The following is a 20,773-nucleotide window of genomic DNA, read 5'->3' as shown; positions in this document are numbered from 1 at the left end:
CCCCTGCCGTCCCGTTGGGAAGAGTCTCCCCGGGCGCGAGGGGCCTTTTCCTCCCGTCACCGGAGCCCATCACCATGGCACGACGCTTCGAGGAAGCTTAAGAACGTGCCTCTCCCCCGCCCCTGGGCCAGGCCCCATGGCAAGGCGAGAGGGGCGCCCGCCCCGTGGCAGACGCCCCTCCAACTGGTGACACTTGGTCGTACCGGCTACTCCACGTCGATCTTGTGGACCCAGCCAAACTTGTCCTCGATCTCGCCGGACTGGATGCCGGTGAGGGTTTCGCGCAGCTTCTTCATGACGGGGCCCACGTTCTCCATGCCACTCTTGAAGACGTAGTGCACGTCGTCGGTGTCGACCTCGCCCACCGGCGAGATGACCGCAGCGGTGCCGCACATGCCGGCCTCCACAAACTCGTTATCCAGGATCTCCTGGAACTTGACCGGGCGCTGCTCAACCTTCATGTCGAGCATCTTGGTGGCCACGTCCACCAGTGAGCGGCGGGTGACGGAGGGCAGGATTGAGTCGGTGAACGACTTGGGCACCACGAGCGTGCCGTCCTCCTTCACAAACAGGATGTTGGCGCCGCCGGACTCCTCAACGTAGGTGCGGGTCTGGGGGTCCAGGAACATGTTGTCGGCATAGCCCTTGCTGTGCGCCTCGACGCTGGGATACAGGCTCATGGCGTAGTTGAGGCCGGCCTTGATGTTGCCGGTGCCGTGGGGCGCGGCGCGATCGTACTTGGAGACCTGCAGCTTGACGGGGTGCACGCCGCCCTTGTAGTACGGGCCCACCGGGGTGACCAGGATGCGGAACTGGTACTCGGTCGCGGGCTTGACGCCAATCACGTCTCCCGTGGCAAACATGAACGGGCGGATGTACAGCGTTGCGCCAGAGCCAAAGGGCGGCACCCACGCGGCGTTAGCCTTCACGACCTCCTCGACCGCCTTCACAAAGCGGTCCTTGGGGAACGGCGGCATGCAGAGGCGCTGGGCCGAGTTGTACATGCGCTCGGCGTTCTGGTCGGGACGGAAGCACACCACGTCGCCGTCCTTGGTGGTGTATGCCTTGAGGCCCTCGAAGACCTCCTGGCAGTAGTGGAGAAGGCCGGCGCACTCGGACAGCGTGACCGTGTGGTCGGGGGTAAGGGTGCCCTCGTCCCACTTCCCGTCCTTGTAGTTGGAGACGTAGCTGTAGTCGGTGTGCTGGTACGCAAACCCAAGACTACCCCAATCGATGTCCTTCTTCTCCATTGGAATGCTCCTTCTGGATGACGCGAAACTTACCCTCTGACACCTATCGTGTGCAGTGACGCACAGTGTACTACCCGCTCCAATCAGGCCCCTAAGAGGTCACTGTTCTGAAACAAGTCATCACGCGTACCCCAAAATGTACAGAAACTAATGTACACGCAAAGCATGGCCCCCACGAGGTATTGGATAAGGCAGATGGGGGAGACGAGCACGGACGCACTTCCACCCGCTCCCGGCGGCGGGAACCCCCTCCCGGCCCCCCCGACGCTAGTCCAGGTCCTGGCCCAGCTCGTAGGGCAGGCGGTCGACCAGGAACCCACGCTCCCTCAGGGCGTCCTCGATGTCGTCCAGCACGTCCTCGCTGGGGGCGCTCACGTGGTGAAAGTGGTAGCCCGAGGTGATGGTGGAGAGGGGCGTGGACTTGCTGGAGCGGATGTCGTCCAGGTAGCGTCGCACGTCTCGCCGACTCGCGATGCCAAGCTTGGCCTTGAGCCTGCCGTAGGTGCGGTGGTTCACCACCACGTCCTCCACCGTGCCGCCCAGGTCCACGAAGAGGTTAAGCTCCTCCTCTATCTGATCGGCGGTGTGGCGCACCTTGAACGTTCGACTGTGCCCCTGGGCCTCCACCAGCACGTAGCCGCGGTTGGTCGAGGCGACGTTGGTTCCGGACGAACGCAGCAGCGCCACGTCCTGCACGATCACCTGGCGGCTCACGCCCAGCGCCTCCGCCAGTCGCTTGCCCGGGACCGGTCCCTTCGCATGCGCGAGGGCGGCGACCAGGCGCTGGCGGCGGCGCTCCCCGTCGCCGGCCATGCTAGGCCCTCCCCGTGACCGTGAGGTGCTTCAGGCTCAGGTCCAGGATCGGTGCCGAGTGGGTCAGGGCCCCGGAGCTCACGATGTCCACACCCAGGTCGGCCAGAGCGGCGAGGTTCTGTGGTCCCACGTTGCCGGACGCCTCCGTAACGGCTCGGCCGCCAATCATCGACACCGCCTTGCCCATGGTCTGGTGATCCATGTTGTCCAGCATGATGATGTCGGCCCCCGCGTCAAGCGCCTCGGCAACCTGGTCGAGCGTCTCGGTCTCGACCTCCACCTTCGTCACGAAGCTCGCGTGCGAGCGCGCGGCGGCAACCGCGGGGCCGATGCCTCCGGCGGCGTCGATGTGGTTGTCCTTGAGCATCACGGCGTCGCTCAGGTTGTAGCGGTGGTTGGTGCCGCCGCCCACGCGCACGGCCTCCTTCTCGAACACGCGCATGTTGGGCGTGGTCTTGCGCGTGTCCACCAGCCGGGTGTTCGTGCCCTCGAGCACGCGGCACATCCTGCGGGTGAGCGTGGCTATGCCACTCATGCGCTGGAGGTAGTTGAGTGCCACGCGCTCGCCGGAGAGGAGCGCGGCCACGTGGCCGTAGACGGTTCCCAGCACCTGGCCGGACGTCACCTCGTCGCCCTCGCCCACGCCGAGCTCCGCGTGCGCCTTGGGATCCAGCAGCTGGAACGTTCGCTCGAACACGTCGAGCCCGCAGATGACGCCATCCTCCTTGGCGATCAGGCTCACCTGCCCCCACTCGTCCGCGTCCACGACCGACGCCGTGGACACGTCCTCGCTCGTGATGTCCTCGTTGAGCGCCATGAGGATGAGTGGCTCGGCCTTGAGCCTCAGCGTGACTGGATCCATTGCGCGTGCCTCCCCCGTACGATGTCGCGTGCCGCCAGCCGGGCGAACACCATGCTCTCGAGCAGCGAGTTCGACGCCAGGCGGTTCTTGCCGTGGACCCCGTTGCAGCTGGTCTCGCCCGCCGCGTACAGGTGGTCCATGGTGGTCTTGGAGTTCTGGTCCACGTGGATGCCGCCCATCAGGTAGTGTTGGGCGGGAACCACGGGGGCGGGCTCCCTCAGGATGTCATACCCCTCTTCCAGGCAGGTCTCGTAGATGTGGTGGAAGTGACCCGTGACGACGTCACGCGGAACGTTCTGGAAGCTCAGCCACACGTGCCTTGAGCCCTCCTCGCGCATCTTGGCCAGGATGTTCTGGCTCACGATGTCACGCGGCTGCAGCTCGTCGCAGAAGCGCTTGCCCGAGTTGTCCAGCAGGATCGCCCCCTCGCCGCGGCACGACTCGCTGAGGAGGAACGAACGCCCCGGCTTGGTGGTGTACAGCGTGGTGGGATGAATCTGCACGTAGTCCATGTGCTCCAGCTCCACCCCATGCGCTGCCGCGATGCGACAGCCGTCCCCCGTGAGGCATCGGTAGTTGGTGCTGTGCTCGTACGTGCCGCCGATGCCGCCCGTGCACAGGATGGTGTCGCGGGCGCGAAGCGAGAGGCCCGTGCCATCCGGGCGCACCGCATGCACCCCGGCACACGCGCTTCCCTCCACCAGCAGGTCGTCCATCACCGTGTTCTCCAGTATGGTGACGTTGGGCAGCTGACGGACCTGGGCGAGAAGGTGCGTGGTGATCTCGCGCCCGGTCACGTCCTCGTGGTGCACGATGCGCGGCCGCGAGTGCGCCCCCTCGCGGGTGTAGTCGAGCCCGCCCTGCGGGGTGCGGTCAAAGCGGACGCCCAGGCGCATGAGCTCGAAGATCACGTCGCGCGAGTTCCAGATCATGGTGTCAACGCTCTGGGCGCGGTTCTCGTAGTGACCCGCCCGCATGGTGTCCTCGAACCACGAGTCGTAGTCGTCGCGATCTCGCATCACGCAGATGCCGCCCTGCGCCAGCATGGAGTCGCAGGTCGCCACGTCCTCCTTCGAGAGCATCACGATCCTGAGCGCGCGCGGCAGGTTGTACGCCGCGTAGAGCCCGCTCACGCCGCAGCCCACGATCACCACGTCGCAGTCGAGGCGGCTCGGCGCCTCCCCGCCTGCCGGCGCGGCAGCCTGCGGAGCCCCGGTGGCACGGTTCCTCTCGTCTTCCATCTTCTCCCCCTATCGTGCCGCGAGCTCGAGCATGCGCTCGAGTGGGGCCGCAGCCCTGTCCGCACAGTCGGGCAGCTCGACCTCGCCCTCGCCGGTCTGGAGCGCACGCAGCACCTTCTCGGGACCCACCATCGCCATGTTGGGGCAGATGGGAGGGGTGGCCGGGAAGTAGACGCGCTTGTCCTGCCCCTCTGTCAGGCGGGTGATCTCCGCCGCAACCCCAACCACGGTCAGCACGATGTACTCCCGCCCGTCCCCGTTGGCTATGTGCTCGATGATCTGCTTGGTCGATCCCACGAAGTCCGCCTCGCGCAGCACCTCCTCGCTGCACTCCGGGTGGGCGCACACCTCCGCCTCGGGGTGCTCCAGCTCAAGCTGCTCCACCTCCTGCGGAATGATGCGCTGGTGCGTGGGGCAGTACCCGCGGTTGAGGATCACGTTCTTTTGGGGCAGCTGCTCGCGCACGTAGCGCCCCAGGTTCATGTCTGGGATGAAGAGGATGTTGTGCTGCGGCAGCTCGCCGACCACCTTCACGGCGTTGGACGAGGTCACACAGACGTCGGACCAGCTCTTTATCTGGGCCGTGGAGTTGACGTAGCACACCACGGCAAGGTCGTCGTAGCGCTCGCGCACCGCGTCCACGTCGGCCTTGCGCACCATGTGCGCCATGGGGCAGTTGGCGCGGGGCTCTGGGTTGAGGACCGTACGCGACGGGTTGAGCATCTTCACGGCCTCGGCCATGAACGAGACGCCCGCGAGCACGATCGTCTTGCAGTCCAGGGTGCGGGCCAGGCGCGCCAGGTAGAACGAGTCGCCCACGTGGTCGGCGAGCGCCTGCGTGGCGGCGGGCACGTAGTAGTGCGCCAGGACCACGGCGTCGTGCTGACGCTTGAGCTCCTCCACCTGCGCGGCAATGCGCCCGAAGTCGGGGCCAAAGTCGGTGGGGACGGCTCCCCCATCGCGGCGGTACCCCTCGAGCGCTGTGCGATAGCTGGACTCCTCCAGCGGTGTGCGGACGTAACTTTTCAAGGTGTCCCCTCTCCTTGCCTGAGTGGCAAACTGGGTGGGCAGTATGGCACGTGTCTTGTACCGTGACAAGTCAGGTGTCTTGTCACTTAGCGACGGGGCGCGGAGGCCGGTCGCCCGGTCGCGGGCGAGAGGGACTGGCTGCCGGCGCGGCGAGTCGCTGCCATGGGGGCACGCCCCTCTCCCCCGCCGCCGCGTGCCGCGTCACCGCGGCGCATAATGGCACCGTGAGACCGATGCGTCGCGCGAGTCCCGCCGGCGCGGAAGGGAGAGACCCGCATGCGCATGTTTAGAAACGACTACTCCGAGGGCGCGGCCCCCGAGGTGCTCCAGGCCCTGGTCAAGACCAACGACGAGCAGTGGCCGGGCTACACCGAGGAGGGGGACGAGCACTGCGACCACGCGCGCGAGCTCATTCGCCAGGCCGTGGGGCGCGACGACGTGGACGTGGAGTTCTGCATTGGCGGCACGTCCGCCAACCTGATCGGCGTCACCGGCATGCTGCGCGACTGGGAGGGCGTGATATGCACGCAAGACGCGCACATCAACGTCCACGAGACGGGCGCCATCGCCGCCTGCGGCCGCACCATCCTGCCCACGCGCGACGCGGACGGCTTCCTCTCGCCCGACGAGGCGGAGCGCGTGTACGCGGAGCACATGTCCACGGGGCGGCACATGACGCGCCCCAAGGCGGTCTACATCACCAACGCCACGGAGTTTGGCGGCGTGTGGACCCGCACCAAGTTCGACGCCATCTGCGACTGGGCAAAGGGACACGACCTCAGGGTGTTCGTGGACGGCGCCAGGATGGCGAGCGCCCTCACGTCGCCCCAGAGCGACCTCTCGCTCAAGCACATCGCTCGGCGCGCAAGCGCGTTCTACCTGGGCGGGACCAAGAACGGCCTGCTGTTTGGCGAGGCCATGGTCATCGCAGATCCCGAGCTGCGCGACTCGTTCCCCTACCTGGTAAAGGAGCGCGGCGGCCTCATGGCCAAGGGCCGCCTCCTGGGCGTGCAGTTCGAGGCCGCCTTCACTCCCGGCCCAGACGGCGAGGCCCCCTACTGGCGCCTGGCCCGCCATGCCAACGAGTGCGCCCTGCGCCTGCGCGACGGCATGCTTGGCCTGGGGTACCGTACGTATCTCCCCTCGTCCACCAACCAGCAGTTCTTTGTGGTCTCCCCCAAGGACGAGGCCGCCTTTGCCCAGGCGGTGGGCAGCGAGACCTTTGCCGTGCTGCCCTCGGGCGAGCGCGTGATCCGCTTTGTGTGCTCGTGGGCAACGCGGCAGGACGACGTGGACCAGCTGTTGGAGTTTGCCGCCTCGCGGAGGCAGGGCTGATGGCGAGAGGGGCGTTCTCCTCGGGCGGCGGGGACGATCCGACGGCATCGCGGGACAACGGCACCCGGGCCTCGTCCCGGGGCGGGACGGGCAGTCTGGTGGCGCTCGCTTCCCTCTCCTGCGTGCTGTGGGGCAGCGCCGTCCCCATGGTGCGGCTGGGGTACCGCGCGTTTGGGATAGGCCCCGGCGACACGGGGTCGCAGATGCTGTTCGCGGGCCTACGCTTCGTGCTCGCGGGCGTCTGCGTCACCGTGGCGTGGTGCGCCATCAACCGGTCCGCGCGCCTCCCCCGCCGGGGCGAGCTGCGCGTGATGGCAAGCGTGGCCCTGTTCCAGACCTTTGGCCAGTACCTTCTCTATTACATGGGGCTCTCGCGCGCCACGGGGGTCAACGGCTCCCTGATGCAGGGCTTTGGCGTGTTCGCGGCGCTCATAATGTCCGCGCTCGTGTTTAGGCTGGAGAGACTCACGGGACGCAAGCTTTTGGGCTGTGCCATCGGCTTCGCGGGCATCATGGTCGCCGGGATGGGCGAGCGCGCCGTGGGTGGCACCGGCTTCCGCCTCGACGGCGAGGGGCTCCTCCTGCTGGCCACGGCATCCGCCTCCGTGGCCTCATCGATCCTGCGGCGTCACGCGAGCGAGGCAGACCCCGTCCTGGTTTGCGGCTGGCAGTTCATGATGGGCGGCGCGGCGCTCCTGGCGGTGGGCCTGGGGCTGGGCGGGTCGCTCGCCTCCGCCGGGGCCGGCGGCGCGGGCATCCTCGCCTGGCTGGTGATGGTCTCGGCCGTGGCCTACGGCGTTTGGTCCCACCTGCTGCGCAGCCACGATGTGTCGCAGGTCGCCGTGTTCGAGTTCCTGATCCCCGTGTTCGGCGTGCTGCTGTCGCTGGCCATCCTCGGGCCCGAGGGCACCAGCGTGGGACCGCACACCGCGGTGGCGCTCGCGCTGATCAGCGTGGGCATCTACGTGGTGGAGAGCCGCCCCGCCAAGCTGTGGGCCCAAGGATAGCCACTGGCCCGCTGTCCGCGACCCACAGGCTGGCGCGGGGCGAGCCGCCCTTCACGAACGGAGGCGGAAGTCTCGCCCCACCGCGACACCCTCTCGAGCGAGCCGGGACATCGCGTCTCTCTCCCACGATGCGTGCGCAGACAAAGTGAGAGGTACGGGAGCCCTGTGGCCCCGTCCCTCTCGCCTATGGACGTCCGTTTGTTGAGAAAAACCGCTACTCGGAGACCGTGGCCTCGTCCTTAAGGCTCATCTCGCGCTCGACGGAGCCGATGCGGTCCTCCTTCTTGCCCGAGGGGTGCTCCTCAAGCCAGAGCTTCTGAGCCTCGGGGCCCCACTCCTTGGCATAGGGCAGGGTACGCTTCATGATGTCCTCGGGGGTCTCCTCCGCCACGTACTGGGTGCACTTGGCGTCGGCCTCCTTCACCATCTGCGGCAGGATGCCCGGGTTCTCGAGCATGGGGCAGGGCTGCAGCATGTTGTCGTTCCAGGGATAGCGCTTGCGGTACTCCTGGAAGATGGGCTGCTGCAGGCACTCCAGCCAGCTCTTCTCCTTGATGTTGGCGTTGGAGTAGTGGATGAAGACGCAGGGCTCCACGTCGCCACGGGCGTTGACGTGGCAGTAGAGCCTGCCCCCGGCAATGCAGCCGCGCACGTACTCGCCGTCGTTCTGGAAGTCCATGGCGAAGATGGGCCAGCCGCCGTCGAACGCGCGGACGTCGCGGATGCGGTGCAGCATGTACTCGCGCTGCTCAACGGAGGGCATGAGGTCGGCGTTGGCGCCCTCGCCCACGGGCATGTAGTGGAAGTACCAGGCCCAGCGGCAGCCCTTCTTGACCAGGAGGTCAAAGAACTCGTCACTGGTGACGCGCTCGGTGTTGAGGCGCGTGTAGCAGGTGGAGGTGCCAAAGAGCAGGCCGTGCTCGCGCATCAGGTCGAAGGCGTGCATGACCTCCTCGAAGGAGCCGTCGCCACGGCGCTGGTCGTTGACCGAGGGCTCGTAGGACTCGAGCGAGACGGAGAACACGATGTTGCCCACGCGCTGGACGTCCTGGCAGAACTTCTCGTCCACCAGGCTGGCGTTGGTGAAGACGTTGAACAGGCAGTCGTCGTGCTTCTCGGCGAGCCTGAGCAGGTCGGCCTTGCGCACGAGCGGCTCGCCGCCGGTGAGCATGAAGAGGTGGGTGCCGAGGGCCTTGGACTCGGTGATGAGCTTGTCCATCTCCTCGTAGGTGAGGTTGAGCCTGTTGCCGTAATCGGCCGCCCAGCAGCCCACGCAGTGCTTGTTGCAGGCGCTCGTGGGGTCAAACAGCACGATCCAGGGCACGTTGCAGTCGAGCTTGCCTGCGTTGGCCATGGCGGTACGGAATCCGCGGAAGGCACCCTCGTAGCCACCGTTGAGTACGGCGCTCTTGAGGACGTTGTGGTCGGTGTTGTCGATGACGTCGAAGAGCCACTTCTCCCACTTGGACCCGGGATACAGGGCGGCGTGCATGCTGTCGATGGCGCCGGGGTTGGTGTCCTTCAGCAGCTTGCTTGCCATCGAGATGAGGTTCTCGACGGTCTTCTCGCGGTCCTCGCCCGAAGCCGCCTTGAGGATCTTGTCGACTGCGACGCTGAACGCCTTGCGCTCCGCTGCGTGCGCGATCTTTGACTGCATTGCTCGTCCTTTCGAACCCTTGCGTCCGCTTACCTATTCATAACAGGGCAAATGGGCGCCACTTCCAAACCACTTTTTTTGAAGCATGGTCAATTGTGACCCTTGCCGAATGGTAGGACAATGGGCAACTTAATCCAAGGAGTATAGTTATCCATACACGGAGTCTATTATCTGGAGGCCGCGATGGAGCAGACCGACCAGCACGAGGACCTCAGGGTGACCAGGACGCGCGCCTGCATCGAGGCGGCGTTTCTCAGGTTGCTGCGCACCCACACGTTCAGCAAGCTCACGGTACAAATGATCGCGAGCGAGGCGATGGTGAACAAGGGCACCTTCTACCATCACTATAGGGACAAGTTCGACCTCGCGGACCAAGTGAAGCGTCGGCGGCTGGAGGACTTCCATCAGCTGGCGCTCTCGGTCTTTGAGCAGGAGGACCCCGGCCTGCGACCGCTGGGCGACAGCATCGCCCCCATGGTGGACGCGCCCGAGAGCTGCCTTGAGGACCTGGCGACGCTGCGCTGGGTCCCCTCCAACGACGTGGACGTGTTCGACGAGATCAGGAAGATCGTCCTCGCCCAGCTGACCAGGTACGCGGAGAGGACCGGAACGCCGCTGCCCGACATCGAGTCCGAGGCATGGGCAGCGGCCTACCTCGCGCTGGGCTTCCCCGAGTTTCGGCGGGAGGGACGGGCGAAAACGTCGATCGGGGACTTTGCCGCCTCGGTCCACCGCGCCTGCGGACTCTTCATGTAAGGGGCGCGTTGACCGGGCTGCCGGCGGAACGGGGCGGGGCGACGGGCCCTGCACCTCTCCCCCACATGGGAGACCATCGCGTGCCATCGTCGTGCCACCCGGTCACGTTGGCGATTCTCCCCGGGCGGGGGCCCAAACGCACACGCGGCCGGAATGTGCCCCCAAGCCCAACGCTTTGCGCCACGAAGATTCTCGCCTCAGACCCCACCCGCCGATTGGGTGGGCGAGACGGGCGCTCGTCTCCCCTGCCCTGGCCTACCCTAGGAGCCGTTGACCATACGACGTCGGGGAGGGTGGACCCTCCCAAAAGCGAGGGAGAGACATGCACTACGCGGACGGGGCGTTCTGGCGCCCCCTTTTCGAGACGAACATGGAGCTGCTGCAGGTGCAGGTGGGCTGCCCATACGAGCGGTGCCGCTTCTGCAACATGTATGGCGACGGATGCCTTGCCTCGCCCCGCGAGGAGGTTGAGGCGGACATCCGGGAGCTCGCGTCCTCGGGGGCGAGACCCACGCGCATCTTCCTCGCCGGCGCCGACGCCATGGCGCTGCCGCAGGGCGACCTGGAGTGGACCCTGCACCGAATCCGGGAGCTGCTGCCCTCCGTCGAGAGCATGGGATGCTTCGCCGGCGTGAGAAGTGTCGCGGCTAAGTCCGACGAGGAGCTGGGCGAGCTGGCACGGCTGGGGATGTCGCTCGTCTCCATCGGCGCGGAGACCGGCTACGACCCCGCGCTGGCGTTCATGGGGAAGGGCTTCAGCGCGGCGGACGTCGTGGAGCAGTGCTCGCGCCTGGACCAGGCGGGCATCACGTACGCCCTGTTCTACGTCGCTGGCATGGCGGGCAGGGGACGCTGCGTGGACGCCGCGAAGGCGACGGTTGCGACCTTCTCGCAGGTCAACCCGCAAATCGTAATGCTCCAGACGCTCACGCCCCTGGAGGGTACGCCCCTGTGGGACGACGTCCGCGACGGGGCCTTTGAGCCCGCACCCGAGCTCGAGGTCCTGCGGGAGGTCCGCGAGTTCGTGGCGACCTACCCCAAACGGACCTTCCTGATGGGACAGCACTCCACCAACGTGCTGCGCCTGCAGGGCAAGCTCCCCGACCAGGCAGCCGAGATGCTCCCCCACCTCGATCGGGCCATCGACGGCCTGGACGAGAGGGACCTCGAGCGCTTCCGCGCGAGCCTGAAGTCGGTCTAGGGGAGCGTACCCGGGCCCTTTCCGCAAGCCCAAGGGGCCCAGACATACTCACCCTAAATAAGTCGCATGGCAGCCGATGCCCGGGTACTATGCGACGTCGATTCCCCTCAATGAGCTCATCTGTGGCTGTCCGCAAGCCGGACGAACCGTGTCCTCCGCCTCGGAGCGGGACGGAACTCCCGATTGCCCGAGGGGGACGGGTGTGCCTCTCGGCGGTCGTTCCCCTTGAACTGCGCTCCTCCCCTCCTTGGGTCTTGGAAGCGGCATCGGCTTCGCATCAGTTTTCGAACTATGGCAAGGAGAGCCCGTCGTGAGCACTTTTGGGAGTTGAGCCCGTCCGTTTCCCCAGCCCTTCGAGACCCCTGCATCACGTCCCAACCAAGCGCGAGCGCGACCGTCAGACCCCACCGGTGCCATTCCCCGGGCCGCGGGGCGACATGACCGCCGCCTAACAATAGAATGGGGGTCGCACGCATCCACGCACCCCACCATCGGGAGACCCCATGACCACTCAGCCGCAGACCGATTCCAACGACACCCCAGAGCAGAACGCGCCCCAGCAGGCGGCAGCACCCACCCAGGCGGAAGAGGAGCTGCAGAAGGACCTCGACCGACGCGAGGAGCTGTGCCGCCAGGCTGAGCAGGTCGCGGAGGAGAGGGACTGGCGCCATGGCTCCGGCGACCTCCGTCGGCTGCAGGAGCAGTGGAACGACATCCGCCGCTGGCACGACCCGCGCGAGGACGCCCTGTGGGGCCGCTTCAAGACCGCCCGCGAGGCCTACTACCAGGCGCGCGACGCCGCCCACGAGCAGGCAAGGGCCGCAAAGGAGAAGCTAGTAGCCGAGGCCGAGCGCCTGGCGAAGTCGGACCAGTGGAACGCGACCGCCGAGCGCATGCGCACGCTGATGGACGACTGGAAGGCGGCCGGACGCACGGGGGACCGCGAGGAGGACGACCGCCTGTGGGAGCGCTTCAACGCAGCGCGCAGGGGCTTCTTCGACCGCAGGAGCGAGCACTTTACCCAGCTCGACGAGCAGCGTGCCAAGGCAAAGGAGACCAAGGAGCGCCTGGTGCACGAGGCGACGCTGGCAGCCGCAACCTCCGCCGACTGGACGGGCGACCAGTGGGCCAAGGCGTCCGCGCGCATGCGCGAACTCATGGACCAGTGGAAGGCCGCGGGCGTCGCTCCCAAGGCGGACAACGACCGCCTGTGGGAGGAGTTCCAGGCGGCCCGCAAGCCGTTCTTCGACGCTCAGCACGCCCACTACGAGGCGCTGGACGCCGCCCGCAAGGCTGCTGCCGAGGCAAAGCAGCGCCTGATCGACCAGGCCAGGCAGCTCGCGCAGGGCAACGATTTTGGTCACGAGGCCACGGAGCGCGCCAAGCAGCTGGACCGCGACTGGAAGGCCACGGGCTTTGCCGGCAAGGAGCTGGGTGACCGCCTGTGGAAGGAGTTCACCACCGCCAAGGAGGAGTTCTGGGACAAGCGGCGCGCCCACAACGACCAGCGCCACGAGGAGTGGTTGCAGCGCACGCGCGACGCCATCGATCGCCGCAAGCAGCGCATCGCCAACCTCCAGGAGCAGATCGACCGTCTGCAGGACCGCCTCAACCACGCCTACGCCACCGACCACGTGGAGGAGATGCAGGAGCGCCTGGACGACCGCAGGGAGGCGCTCGCCCAAGTGGAGGCCGAGGTCCGCGACATGGAGTCACAGCTCAAGGACTAGGGGAGAGACGCGATGGCACGCGACCCCCGACCTAATCCACGGGCCGGGGGTCGCTTCTTGTAGGCAAGCCGCCCGGGCGACGCATCCCACCCGGGGCACGCGCGACGGGAAGCCGGCGGGAGGGGCGCCTGCCACGTGGGCGGCACCTCTCCCCCACCTGCGCCGCTACTCCACCACGTTGCCGTTCTTGTCGTACTTGTAGAAGCCCTCGCCGGCGCTGCGCCCCAGCTTGCCGGCGTCGATATACTCCTTGAGCACCCTCTCCATGCCCTTGAAGTTGTAGGGCAGCATCATCTTGCGCAGCAATGGGGTGGCGATGCCGGGAACGCGCTGGTACTGCTCCACGATGTTGTACGCGGTGGTCAGTCCCACGGTGTCAAACACCTGGAACGGCCCCTTGGGAGCACCCGTGCCCATGGTCCAGGCGATGTCGATGCTGCGGGGGTCGCTGATGCCGTTGGCGTATAGGTCCAGGCCGCTCAGCAGCCAGGGGATCAGCTGCGAGTTGAGCAGGTAGCCAGCCTTTTCCTTCTTGACCGGCAGCGGAATCATGCGGATGGAGCGAGCGAACTCGGTGACCGCCGCAAACGAGTCTTGGCTGGTCTGGTCCTGGACCATGACCTCGGCCACGTTGTGCTTCCAGATGGAGTTTGCAAAGTGCAGCGCCAGGTACCGGTCGGGACGGCCGACGACCTTGGTGAACTGCGAGGGGAGAAGCGACGACGAGTTGGTGACCACAATCGTCTTCTGCGGCATGAGCGGCGCAAGCTTGGAGAAGAAGGCGGACTTCTGGTCTGCCACCTCGGCCATGCACTCCACCACCAGGTCAGCGTCTCTCACCGCCTTGGCGAGGTCGAGCTCCAGCACCAGAGATTCGTAAGCCTGGTCCACCCTGCGGTCGCACGCGTCCGCGTCAAAGCCCTCAAAGTCGCTGATGCCCGCGCACCAGGCGGGGTCGTCCTCGCCCTTGGCGCCACGCATATCCTCAATCGCCTCGTGATAGGCACCCCTCAGCATGTCCAGCTTGGGGCGGCAGCGACCGATGGAGCCCTCCGAGCGCAGCCATATGGTGACGTCGTGGCCAGTGTAGGCGCTCTGGAAGGCAATCTGGGAGCCAAGCACGCCGCCTCCGGCGACCACGACCTTCTGAATTCCCGACATATACGACCTCCTTGCGTGAGCCTGCAGACATCGCCCACGTTACCCGAGCCAAGGGAGGAATCTAAGCGAGCGGTAGGTGGGCGGTCGCAGTCGCTGGGGGGCGGCGCCCTCTGTCGCGGCACCCCCAGCGCTGGTGGGTACGTCACGCGCCGCGCGGTCGTATCATCGTGGCAGGAGACGACGAGAGGAACGTGACAGATGGCTGATAGCAAACACACGTGGCGGGCGATCTTCAGCGACATCGACGGAACGCTGATTGGGTCGGACAAGAGAATGTCACCCGCGACGGCAGAGGCGCTGCGGGCGTGCGTGGAGCGGGGTGTGCTCCTGACGCTCTCGTCGTCGCGGAGTCCGCAGGGCATCGAGCCTCTGGTGCACGACAACGGCCTGCGCTGCTGCATCAGCGCGTTTGGCGGTGGCCTGCTGCTGGACGAGCGACGGCGCGTCCTGGCTCATCATGGCTTCTCGCCCCGGATGGCATGCGACGTGGTCAGCTTCTTGGAGCGCGGGGGATACGACGTCACGTGGAACGTGTACACGGCGGACCAGTGGATCGTGCGCGACGAGACTGACCCGCGCGTTCGGCGCGAGGAGAACCTGGTGCGAGCCACTGCACACGATGGTCGGCCAGAGGACCTCGACGCCAACGACGTTGTGTGCAAGCTGCTGCTGATGAGCGAGGCGGAGGACTCCCCCGCCATCGAGCGCGACCTGCGGGCGGCGTTTCCCCAGCTGGCGGTGACCAGGTCGTCGGACGTGTTGGTGGAGGTCAACGCACGCGGGGTGAACAAGGGCGTCGCGGTACGCGAGCTGTGCGAGGCGCGCGGCATCGACGTGGTGGACACCATCGCCTTTGGCGACAACTACAACGACCTCAGGATGCTCGAGGCCGCGGGCTTTTCGGTGGTGATGGGTAACGCACCCGAGGACATCAGGAGGGACGCCGGCATGGTGACCAATGACAATGACCACGACGGCGTTGCGCACGCCCTTCACAAGCTTATCCTGGACCGCGCGTAGGGTGCGTCTCTCCCATGGACGTGTGGCGACACCGCGTGAGGCGGGCCCGCACGACTATTGACGGCTCCGCTGCAGAGGGACCACTCCCCCGTGTGACGGAGGCCGACTCCGTGGGAGACGCGCCTCTCCCCTGGGTGGCGGCGGCACACAAACGAGCCGCCGCCCCGGACGCGAAGACAACCGGGGCGGCAGACGAGACGGCGGCAGGCGTGGCTTGCGTCCTTACCTCACGAAGTTGGTGTAGGTGTCTGCGGACTCACGCTCGGGCAGGCCGTACCTCTCACGCCCCAGAGCGATGGAGCGCATGAGGAAGGTCATGTTACGAGCGAGTTCGCGCATGGTCGCAATGCCCTCGCCGTCCTGAGTCGCCTCGCCAGCATCCATGCCGTGGATGTTGTTCCAGTACCGACTCGACGCGATGGGCATGCCGCTGATGGTGAAGTACTTGTTGAGTTCGTCGAACGTTGCCGTGGTGCCGCTGCGGCGAGCGCACACGACGCTGGCACCGACCTTCATGCGCATGTCAAAGTGGGCACTGTAAAACAGGCGGTCGAGCAACGCGATCAGGGTGCCGTTGGCGCTGGCGTAGTAGACGGGAGACGCGACGACGAGCCCATCGGCATCCTTCAGCTTGATGGCCACCTCATTCACGAGATCGGCAAACACGCAGCGGCCAAGGGTGGCGCAGCGATCACATGCGATGCAGCCACGGATGTCCTTGTTGCCTACCAGGATGGTCTCGGTCTGCACCCCCTCCTGTGCAAAGACCTCCTCCATCTGGGCGAGCGCAAACGCAGTGTTACCCTTGGGACGCGGGCTTCCGTTGAGCATCAGGACCTTCATGGTGTGCCTCTCCCCTCCCGTGGTGCCTAGTTGTGCACAAGAAGCATAGAACATGCCCCTCACGTAACGTCAATGCCGTGATTGCTCAGATTGCCGCTTGAAAACCTCGGCGGTTCCCGTATAGTACTATCTGCTGCAGCGATGCAGCCACATAGGAGGCCAGCTTAGCTCAGTTGGTAGAGCACCGCTCTCGTAAAGCGGGGGTCATCAGTTCGAGTCTGATAGCTGGCTCCATGGAAATTCGCAGGTCACGGGCATTGTTTGCCCGTGACCTTTTTGCATGCTAAGTATCAGATTCGGCGTTTAGTCTACGAGCTTGGCAATCACTCGCCTTCAGCAGCCCCCTCTCCTTCAACAGAGGTGTGAACCGCCCACGAGAGTCGAGCGGACCCCATTCCATAAGATTTGACGCGGTTAGGGAGCGTGTAAACGCGCCGATTCTTACGAGACCCGATCCGAAAAACTTGACGCGGTTAAGGAATCCATAATCGCGTCAAGCTATATTTGGCAGAACACACCACGAAGGAGACCGGGCCTCGTTATTGCCTGCCGTTAGCAAAAATGGGGGCCGCTGGACCATCTTCGGTCCGGCGACCCCCAGCTCATAATTGCCCACGGCTACATTTCGCTACGAACGTCACGAACCACTTTCATGAACTCCCTGACTCGGTTCACGTCCACGCGAACATTGTTGAGATTCTCATCCTCAAGGAGGCCCCCCTCCTTAAAGTACGTCCCAACAACTGCCGCGTCACAGACGGAGAGCTTCTCGCGAATCGTGTCGGGGCGGCATCCCGTGTTCACGAGGACGGCTACCTCGGGATTCTTCTTCTTGACCGAAGCTATCAATCCCGTGTTAACGTCAGATCCCGCCGCGGTGGCGGACACGCAGAGCCCATCCGGGTGAACCTTAAAGATCGTTGACGAGGCAATCTCTGAAAGCTCCCTCGTATCGAGATTCCTGTCTGACTCGGGATTGATGAAATAGAGCATCTTTAGGTCATCGAGATGCAGCGCCGCCTTCCTCCTCATCAGCATGGAGAAATCGTTGTTGTAGAGTCCGCCATCGCCCACATAGACCCCCGAAAACGTCCCGCGAACGAAGTTTGCCTCGCAGGCGGCAGCAAGCTCGATGCAGGCAAGACCATCTGATATTGCGTCCACGCCAAACGGGACAGAAAGCTGCGACTTCAGCTGGCCGACTATGTATGCCATGGAGGCAGGCGTTACGAAGTCCATGTGCCGCTGATACGGAAGAGAGAACTCGTTCGAGACAATTACGCCATCAACGCCCCCCTCCTGGAGCGCGTCGAGGTCCCTCTTTGCATGCTCGACGGCATCCGAAAGTCCACCCCCGTCATGCCCAAACCTAGGGTCCCCTGGTAGCGGATCCAGATGAAGCATGGCAATTATTGGCTTCTTGGTCCCAAACATCTCATTAATCCACACGACAGACCTCCTTGATCATCATCTCGCCGCTGATTCGCTCGCAAGGCATCCGAGCCTGCCTAGCAATTGAGCTCATGCATCAGTTCCTTTGTCGCGGGATACAGCGCGTCAAAGACCCTCTGGTACCTCTCGTACCTCTCGTGGTTCTCCATATCCGGTTTGTAGGTGACTCCCGGCCGAACCTTGCTCGCCAGCTCGCCAAACCCGCTCCATGCGCCAGTCCCAACGGCTGCCATCATCGCGTCACCGTAACTTGCGCCAATCCCAATCGAGGGAACCGAGATCTCCTTGCCGGTGACGTCGGCTACGATCTGCATCCATAGCGGGTTCTTGGTGCCACCGCCCGCTGCCATGACGCGAGAGATGGGAGCACCGTCCTCCTCGAAGATCTTGAAGTGCTGATTGATGGAGAAGGCAACCCCCTCGAGTCCCGCCCGATAGAGATGCGCACGGGTGTGTGAAGTCCTGAGCCCAAAGTAGACCCCGCTCGCGTATGGGTCGTTGATGGGCGTGCGTTCCCCTGCGAAGTACGGAAGGCAGATCAGGCCATCGCTACCCAAGGGCACGTCGCTCGCCTCTTCCGCCATGGCGGCATAGGCGTTCTTGCCCCCATCCTCGCCAGCCTTCTTAAGATCGGCAAAGACGTTGTCACGCAGCCAGCGGGTCAGCGTACCGGCGGTGTTAGTGCCAGCCGAGACGTCAAACGTCCCAGGGATGATGAAGCGCTCGCGCCAGATCCTGTCGTCGTTGACGAGGTGGTCGGTGACTAGGAACATATAGATTGAGGAACCAAACTGCAGCATCAGATCGCCAAGCCTGCCGATGCCGCACGAGATGCCCTCGGCTCCGGAGTCATCCGTTCCAACCGTCACTGGCGTGCCAACGGCAAGCCCGGTCTCCTGTGCTGCCTGGGGGGTGACGCAGCCGGCGATATCGGTCGTTTCCCCAACGCTTGCCAACTGTTCGGGACGACAGATCGGCTTGCAGAGGTCCGGGTCAGGAGTACCGTCCTCCCTGTAGAGGGGGTTGAAGCTTGCGAGGCCGAGGAACTTGTCGACGTAATACTCCCCCGTCAGCTTTGCGGTGATGTAACTGGACCCCGTGAGGAACTTGTGGGTCTTGGCATATACCTCAGGTTCGTTCTCCTTGATCCAAAGGATCTTCGGCATCACGTCAGAGGAGCCGAGGGGACGGCCAAACCATTCCTTGATTTGGCTCTCCCCATACATCTCCGTCAGCTCGTGACACTGGTCAAGCGCGCGCGCGTCAATCCCGTAGAGAATTGCCTTGCGCAGTGGCCTGCATTCCTCGTCCACCGGCAGGCAATCGGCGCCCAGCGCACTTGCCGCGACCCCCTTTATGTCCTTCGGGTCTATTCCGCTCTTGGCAATGAGGTCGTTGCTTATCTGGCAGAAGTCATGCCACCAGACCGCCTCGGCGTCATGCTCGTAATAACCCGGCTTTGGATTCTCCATGCCGTGTTCCGCCGAGCTCTCGGCAATAACGTTGGCGTCAGCATCGATGATGACGCCTTTGCTAGCGAATGTCCCCGTATCGATGCCCATGAAATAACAGCCAGCCATCATGCACCCTCTCTCTATGAGTGATGGATTATATAACTTCTATTTAATTTTATACCAGCAAGATTGAGATGCGCCTTGCCTCGCGCGTTAGCGGTAGGCAAGGCCAGACTAGCGGCCTGCGCAGTATCAAAAGAAGCCGCAAGCGGCAAAACCCTGGATAGAAATGGTCTGCCCGACGGATGACGAGCGAGAGCTTGTCACCTATTCATGTGGCCGGTCTCGCAATCTAAGAAGAGCCGCCCGACCCTAGCCGTTCGTCACCTTGACCGTAAAGAAGCAGGAGTCACTCCTGTTGTAGGACTGCATGTACTCAATCGTCCTGCCATCAGCCCGATAGGTGTAGCAGGTAAAGAGGAGCACGTTCCTGTTCTCCCCAAGCTCGAGCATGCGTGCCATCTTCGGTTCAGCAGAGACGATATCCAGCGTCTGCCACGCACGATCAGGAGACGACCCGTAGAAGCCGTACACATCTTGGAGCGAGAACACCTCGAGGTCGACGTCCATGAGGTTTGGGAAGAGCTCGCATGGGACATATACGGACTCAAGGGAAATGGGCTTCCCGTCGGCATAGCAAAGCCTCTTGATGAAGAAGACGTCATCATCGGGGGAAATCCCAAGTTCATGGGCATAGAGATAGCCGGCGCGTCTCCTCTCCTTCTCGAGAATCTTGACATAGGGGTTTGACATGCCCCCCTCGATGGCCTTGTGGAAGCCGGTTAGGTAGTCGAGGTTTCGCTCGATGCGCTTACCAACGACAAAGACGCCCTTCCCCTGGATCCGCTTGAGAAGCCCCTCCTTCACAAGCCCATCCAGGGCGCTCCTCACGGTGAGGCGATTGATTCCATACGTCTGGGCAAGCGCGTTCTCCGAGGGAATCGCGACTCCGGGAGCATACTCCCCCGTCGTGATGCGCTCTCGCACCACCTCGCGCAGCTGCATGAATATTGGTGAGTTCTCGTCAATCTCATGCATTGTCAAATTCCCCCATGCCCGCAAATGGCCTCATCTCTGAGCCGAGGATGATTCTCTTGGGTAGTATCACGTTCATGAAGTACTCCAGGGGGTTTCCCTCCTGGTTGAGCATCAGCCCCTCCTGAAAGAACGCGGCGGTACCCACCGGATACCCAAGCAGGTCCGCCTCATCCTCGGAGAGGGAGGTAACATCGATTTTCTCCGACCCGTGGTCAGCGATAATCCCGTAGGAGTCCCTGAGCACACCGTACAGGGACTCCTTCGAATAGTCATGCTCTTCTATCCCCTCGCAATTTCGAGCATTGACCAAAACGCTCTCCATCGCCGCCTTCTCACCGTTGACGCTACCGACACGAGTCAGGGCGAGAACGGGCGAGGCGAGCATGACGTGAAGGTGCTTGACCGCAAATTTGTTAGCCTCAACGAGCTTGCAGAAGACCACCTCTCGCGTCAGCTCCCCACCCGCTGCATGGACGGCATCAGAGAACCCCAGCGTATCCTGTAGGTTTCGGACAATCCTGGGCTTGGCGACGAACGTGCCAAGCCCAACCTTGCTCTCTAGAACGCCGAGGTCCTCGAGGCGTTTGATTGCGTTTCGGAGCGTCATCCTATTGACGCCCCAGATTTCGCACAGCTCACGCTCCGATGGAAGCCTGTCCCCTGGCTGGAGCTTGTTCTCAATGATGAAAGATTGGATAAGTTCAGCAATCTTCTCTCTTGAACTCATCTGAAACTCTGTCCGCTCGAAATCGTGTCCCTTAGATTTCCCAAATTCAATGCCTTGCTGTACGACGCCTCAAGGGCCATGAATCATGGTTCCATATCCTCAGTATAGTTCAAACCATATTTCTGACGATATGGGTG

The 20,773-nt window shown here is 64.1% G+C and carries 18 protein-coding genes and 1 tRNA gene; 7 read left to right on the top strand and 12 right to left on the bottom strand.

Translation table 11 applies throughout. The features are described from left to right. Nucleotides 1-206 precede the first annotated feature (206 nt). From FYJ68_RS04875 to nadA, 5 genes are all read right to left on the bottom strand, one after another. Nucleotides 207-1,256: a branched-chain amino acid aminotransferase gene (locus tag FYJ68_RS04875; RefSeq protein ID WP_326832241.1), complete on the bottom strand. Its 1,050-nt coding sequence runs from the start codon at nucleotides 1,254-1,256 to the stop codon at nucleotides 207-209. Nucleotides 1,257-1,517: 261 nt separating this feature from the next. After that, nucleotides 1,518-2,063, bottom strand: coding sequence for a transcription repressor NadR (locus FYJ68_RS04870; protein ID WP_154434570.1), 546 nt, complete (start codon nucleotides 2,061-2,063; stop codon nucleotides 1,518-1,520). A gap of 1 nt (nucleotide 2,064) precedes the next feature. Continuing rightward, complete coding sequence (nadC, locus tag FYJ68_RS04865) at nucleotides 2,065-2,925, bottom strand: carboxylating nicotinate-nucleotide diphosphorylase (protein WP_154434568.1); 861 nt, start codon at nucleotides 2,923-2,925, stop codon at nucleotides 2,065-2,067. Next, nucleotides 2,907-4,166, bottom strand: coding sequence for an L-aspartate oxidase (locus FYJ68_RS04860; RefSeq protein ID WP_154434566.1), 1,260 nt, complete (start codon nucleotides 4,164-4,166; stop codon nucleotides 2,907-2,909). The genes nadC and FYJ68_RS04860 overlap by 19 nt, the downstream gene beginning before the upstream one ends. Nucleotides 4,167-4,175: 9 nt before the next feature. Next, nucleotides 4,176-5,195, bottom strand: a complete 1,020-nt coding sequence (gene nadA, locus FYJ68_RS04855) for a quinolinate synthase NadA (RefSeq protein ID WP_229772034.1) — start codon at nucleotides 5,193-5,195, stop codon at nucleotides 4,176-4,178. A gap of 276 nt (nucleotides 5,196-5,471) precedes the next feature. Between nadA and FYJ68_RS04850 the strand changes: the two genes are divergently transcribed. Then, complete coding sequence (locus tag FYJ68_RS04850) at nucleotides 5,472-6,530, top strand: threonine aldolase family protein (protein ID WP_154434564.1); 1,059 nt, start codon at nucleotides 5,472-5,474, stop codon at nucleotides 6,528-6,530. Next, the gene (locus tag FYJ68_RS04845; protein ID WP_154434562.1) at nucleotides 6,530-7,537 is read left to right on the top strand and encodes a DMT family transporter; all 1,008 of its coding nucleotides are present in this window, start codon (nucleotides 6,530-6,532) and stop codon (nucleotides 7,535-7,537) included. The genes FYJ68_RS04850 and FYJ68_RS04845 overlap by 1 nt, the downstream gene beginning before the upstream one ends. A 214-nt stretch (nucleotides 7,538-7,751) precedes the next feature. Here the strand turns inward: FYJ68_RS04845 and FYJ68_RS04840 are convergent, their stop codons facing one another. Then, entirely contained in the window at nucleotides 7,752-9,194 is a 1,443-nt protein-coding gene (locus FYJ68_RS04840; RefSeq protein ID WP_154434560.1) for a radical SAM protein, read from the bottom strand. A gap of 183 nt (nucleotides 9,195-9,377) precedes the next feature. Here FYJ68_RS04840 and FYJ68_RS04835 point away from each other — a divergent pair, with 183 nt between their 5' ends. The 3 genes from FYJ68_RS04835 (at nucleotide 9,378) to FYJ68_RS04825 (ending at nucleotide 12,881) form a co-directional block, all read left to right on the top strand. Continuing rightward, a complete protein-coding gene (locus FYJ68_RS04835; RefSeq protein ID WP_154434558.1) occupies nucleotides 9,378-9,950 on the top strand; it encodes a TetR/AcrR family transcriptional regulator in 573 nt (190 codons plus the stop codon). A gap of 322 nt (nucleotides 9,951-10,272) precedes the next feature. Then, nucleotides 10,273-11,151 carry a radical SAM protein gene (locus tag FYJ68_RS04830; protein WP_154434556.1) on the top strand — a complete coding sequence of 293 codons (879 nt, stop codon included), beginning with the start codon at nucleotides 10,273-10,275 and terminating at the stop codon, nucleotides 11,149-11,151. Nucleotides 11,152-11,654: 503 nt separating this feature from the next. Next, nucleotides 11,655-12,881, top strand: coding sequence for a DUF349 domain-containing protein (locus FYJ68_RS04825; protein WP_154434554.1), 1,227 nt, complete (start codon nucleotides 11,655-11,657; stop codon nucleotides 12,879-12,881). Between the two features lie 165 nt (nucleotides 12,882-13,046). On the opposite strand, the gene FYJ68_RS04820 is transcribed toward FYJ68_RS04825, so the two are convergent. Beyond that, the gene (locus tag FYJ68_RS04820) at nucleotides 13,047-14,042 is read right to left on the bottom strand and encodes a 3-hydroxyacyl-CoA dehydrogenase (RefSeq protein ID WP_154434552.1); all 996 of its coding nucleotides are present in this window, start codon (nucleotides 14,040-14,042) and stop codon (nucleotides 13,047-13,049) included. Between the two features lie 198 nt (nucleotides 14,043-14,240). Between FYJ68_RS04820 and FYJ68_RS04815 the strand changes: the two genes are divergently transcribed. Further along, nucleotides 14,241-15,062, top strand: a complete 822-nt coding sequence (locus tag FYJ68_RS04815; protein WP_154434550.1) for a Cof-type HAD-IIB family hydrolase — start codon at nucleotides 14,241-14,243, stop codon at nucleotides 15,060-15,062. Nucleotides 15,063-15,284: 222 nt separating this feature from the next. Here FYJ68_RS04815 and FYJ68_RS04810 read toward each other — a convergent pair whose 3' ends face one another. Next, on the bottom strand, nucleotides 15,285-15,905 hold the full coding sequence (locus tag FYJ68_RS04810) for a flavodoxin family protein (protein ID WP_154434548.1): 621 nt from the start codon (nucleotides 15,903-15,905) through the stop codon (nucleotides 15,285-15,287). Nucleotides 15,906-16,063: 158 nt separating this feature from the next. Here FYJ68_RS04810 and FYJ68_RS04805 point away from each other — a divergent pair. Beyond that, nucleotides 16,064-16,139: transfer RNA gene (locus tag FYJ68_RS04805), tRNA-Thr, on the top strand. 384 nt (nucleotides 16,140-16,523) lie between these two features. Here the strand turns inward: FYJ68_RS04805 and FYJ68_RS04800 are convergent. From FYJ68_RS04800 to FYJ68_RS04785, 4 genes are all read right to left on the bottom strand, one after another. After that, nucleotides 16,524-17,354: a BtpA/SgcQ family protein gene (locus FYJ68_RS04800; protein ID WP_326832230.1), complete on the bottom strand. Its 831-nt coding sequence runs from the start codon at nucleotides 17,352-17,354 to the stop codon at nucleotides 16,524-16,526. A gap of 59 nt (nucleotides 17,355-17,413) precedes the next feature. Beyond that, nucleotides 17,414-18,940, bottom strand: a complete 1,527-nt coding sequence (locus FYJ68_RS04795) for an FGGY-family carbohydrate kinase (protein ID WP_229772033.1) — start codon at nucleotides 18,938-18,940, stop codon at nucleotides 17,414-17,416. A 243-nt stretch (nucleotides 18,941-19,183) separates the two neighbouring features. Beyond that, the gene (locus FYJ68_RS04790; protein ID WP_154434546.1) at nucleotides 19,184-19,909 is read right to left on the bottom strand and encodes a GntR family transcriptional regulator; all 726 of its coding nucleotides are present in this window, start codon (nucleotides 19,907-19,909) and stop codon (nucleotides 19,184-19,186) included. Then, nucleotides 19,902-20,636 (bottom strand): GntR family transcriptional regulator, encoded by a 735-nt coding sequence (locus tag FYJ68_RS04785; protein ID WP_154434544.1) that lies wholly within the window; start codon nucleotides 20,634-20,636, stop codon nucleotides 19,902-19,904. Before FYJ68_RS04785 ends, FYJ68_RS04790 begins: the two co-directional genes overlap by 8 nt. Between the last annotated feature and the right edge of the window lie 137 nt (nucleotides 20,637-20,773).

It is taken from the genome of Olsenella porci, assembly GCF_009695875.1.
In the GTDB taxonomy this organism is placed as follows: domain Bacteria; phylum Actinomycetota; class Coriobacteriia; order Coriobacteriales; family Atopobiaceae; genus Olsenella_H; species Olsenella_H porci.
The sequence above is the reverse complement of the archived record's forward strand: the minus strand, read 5'-3'. Positions and strand labels throughout refer to the sequence as shown.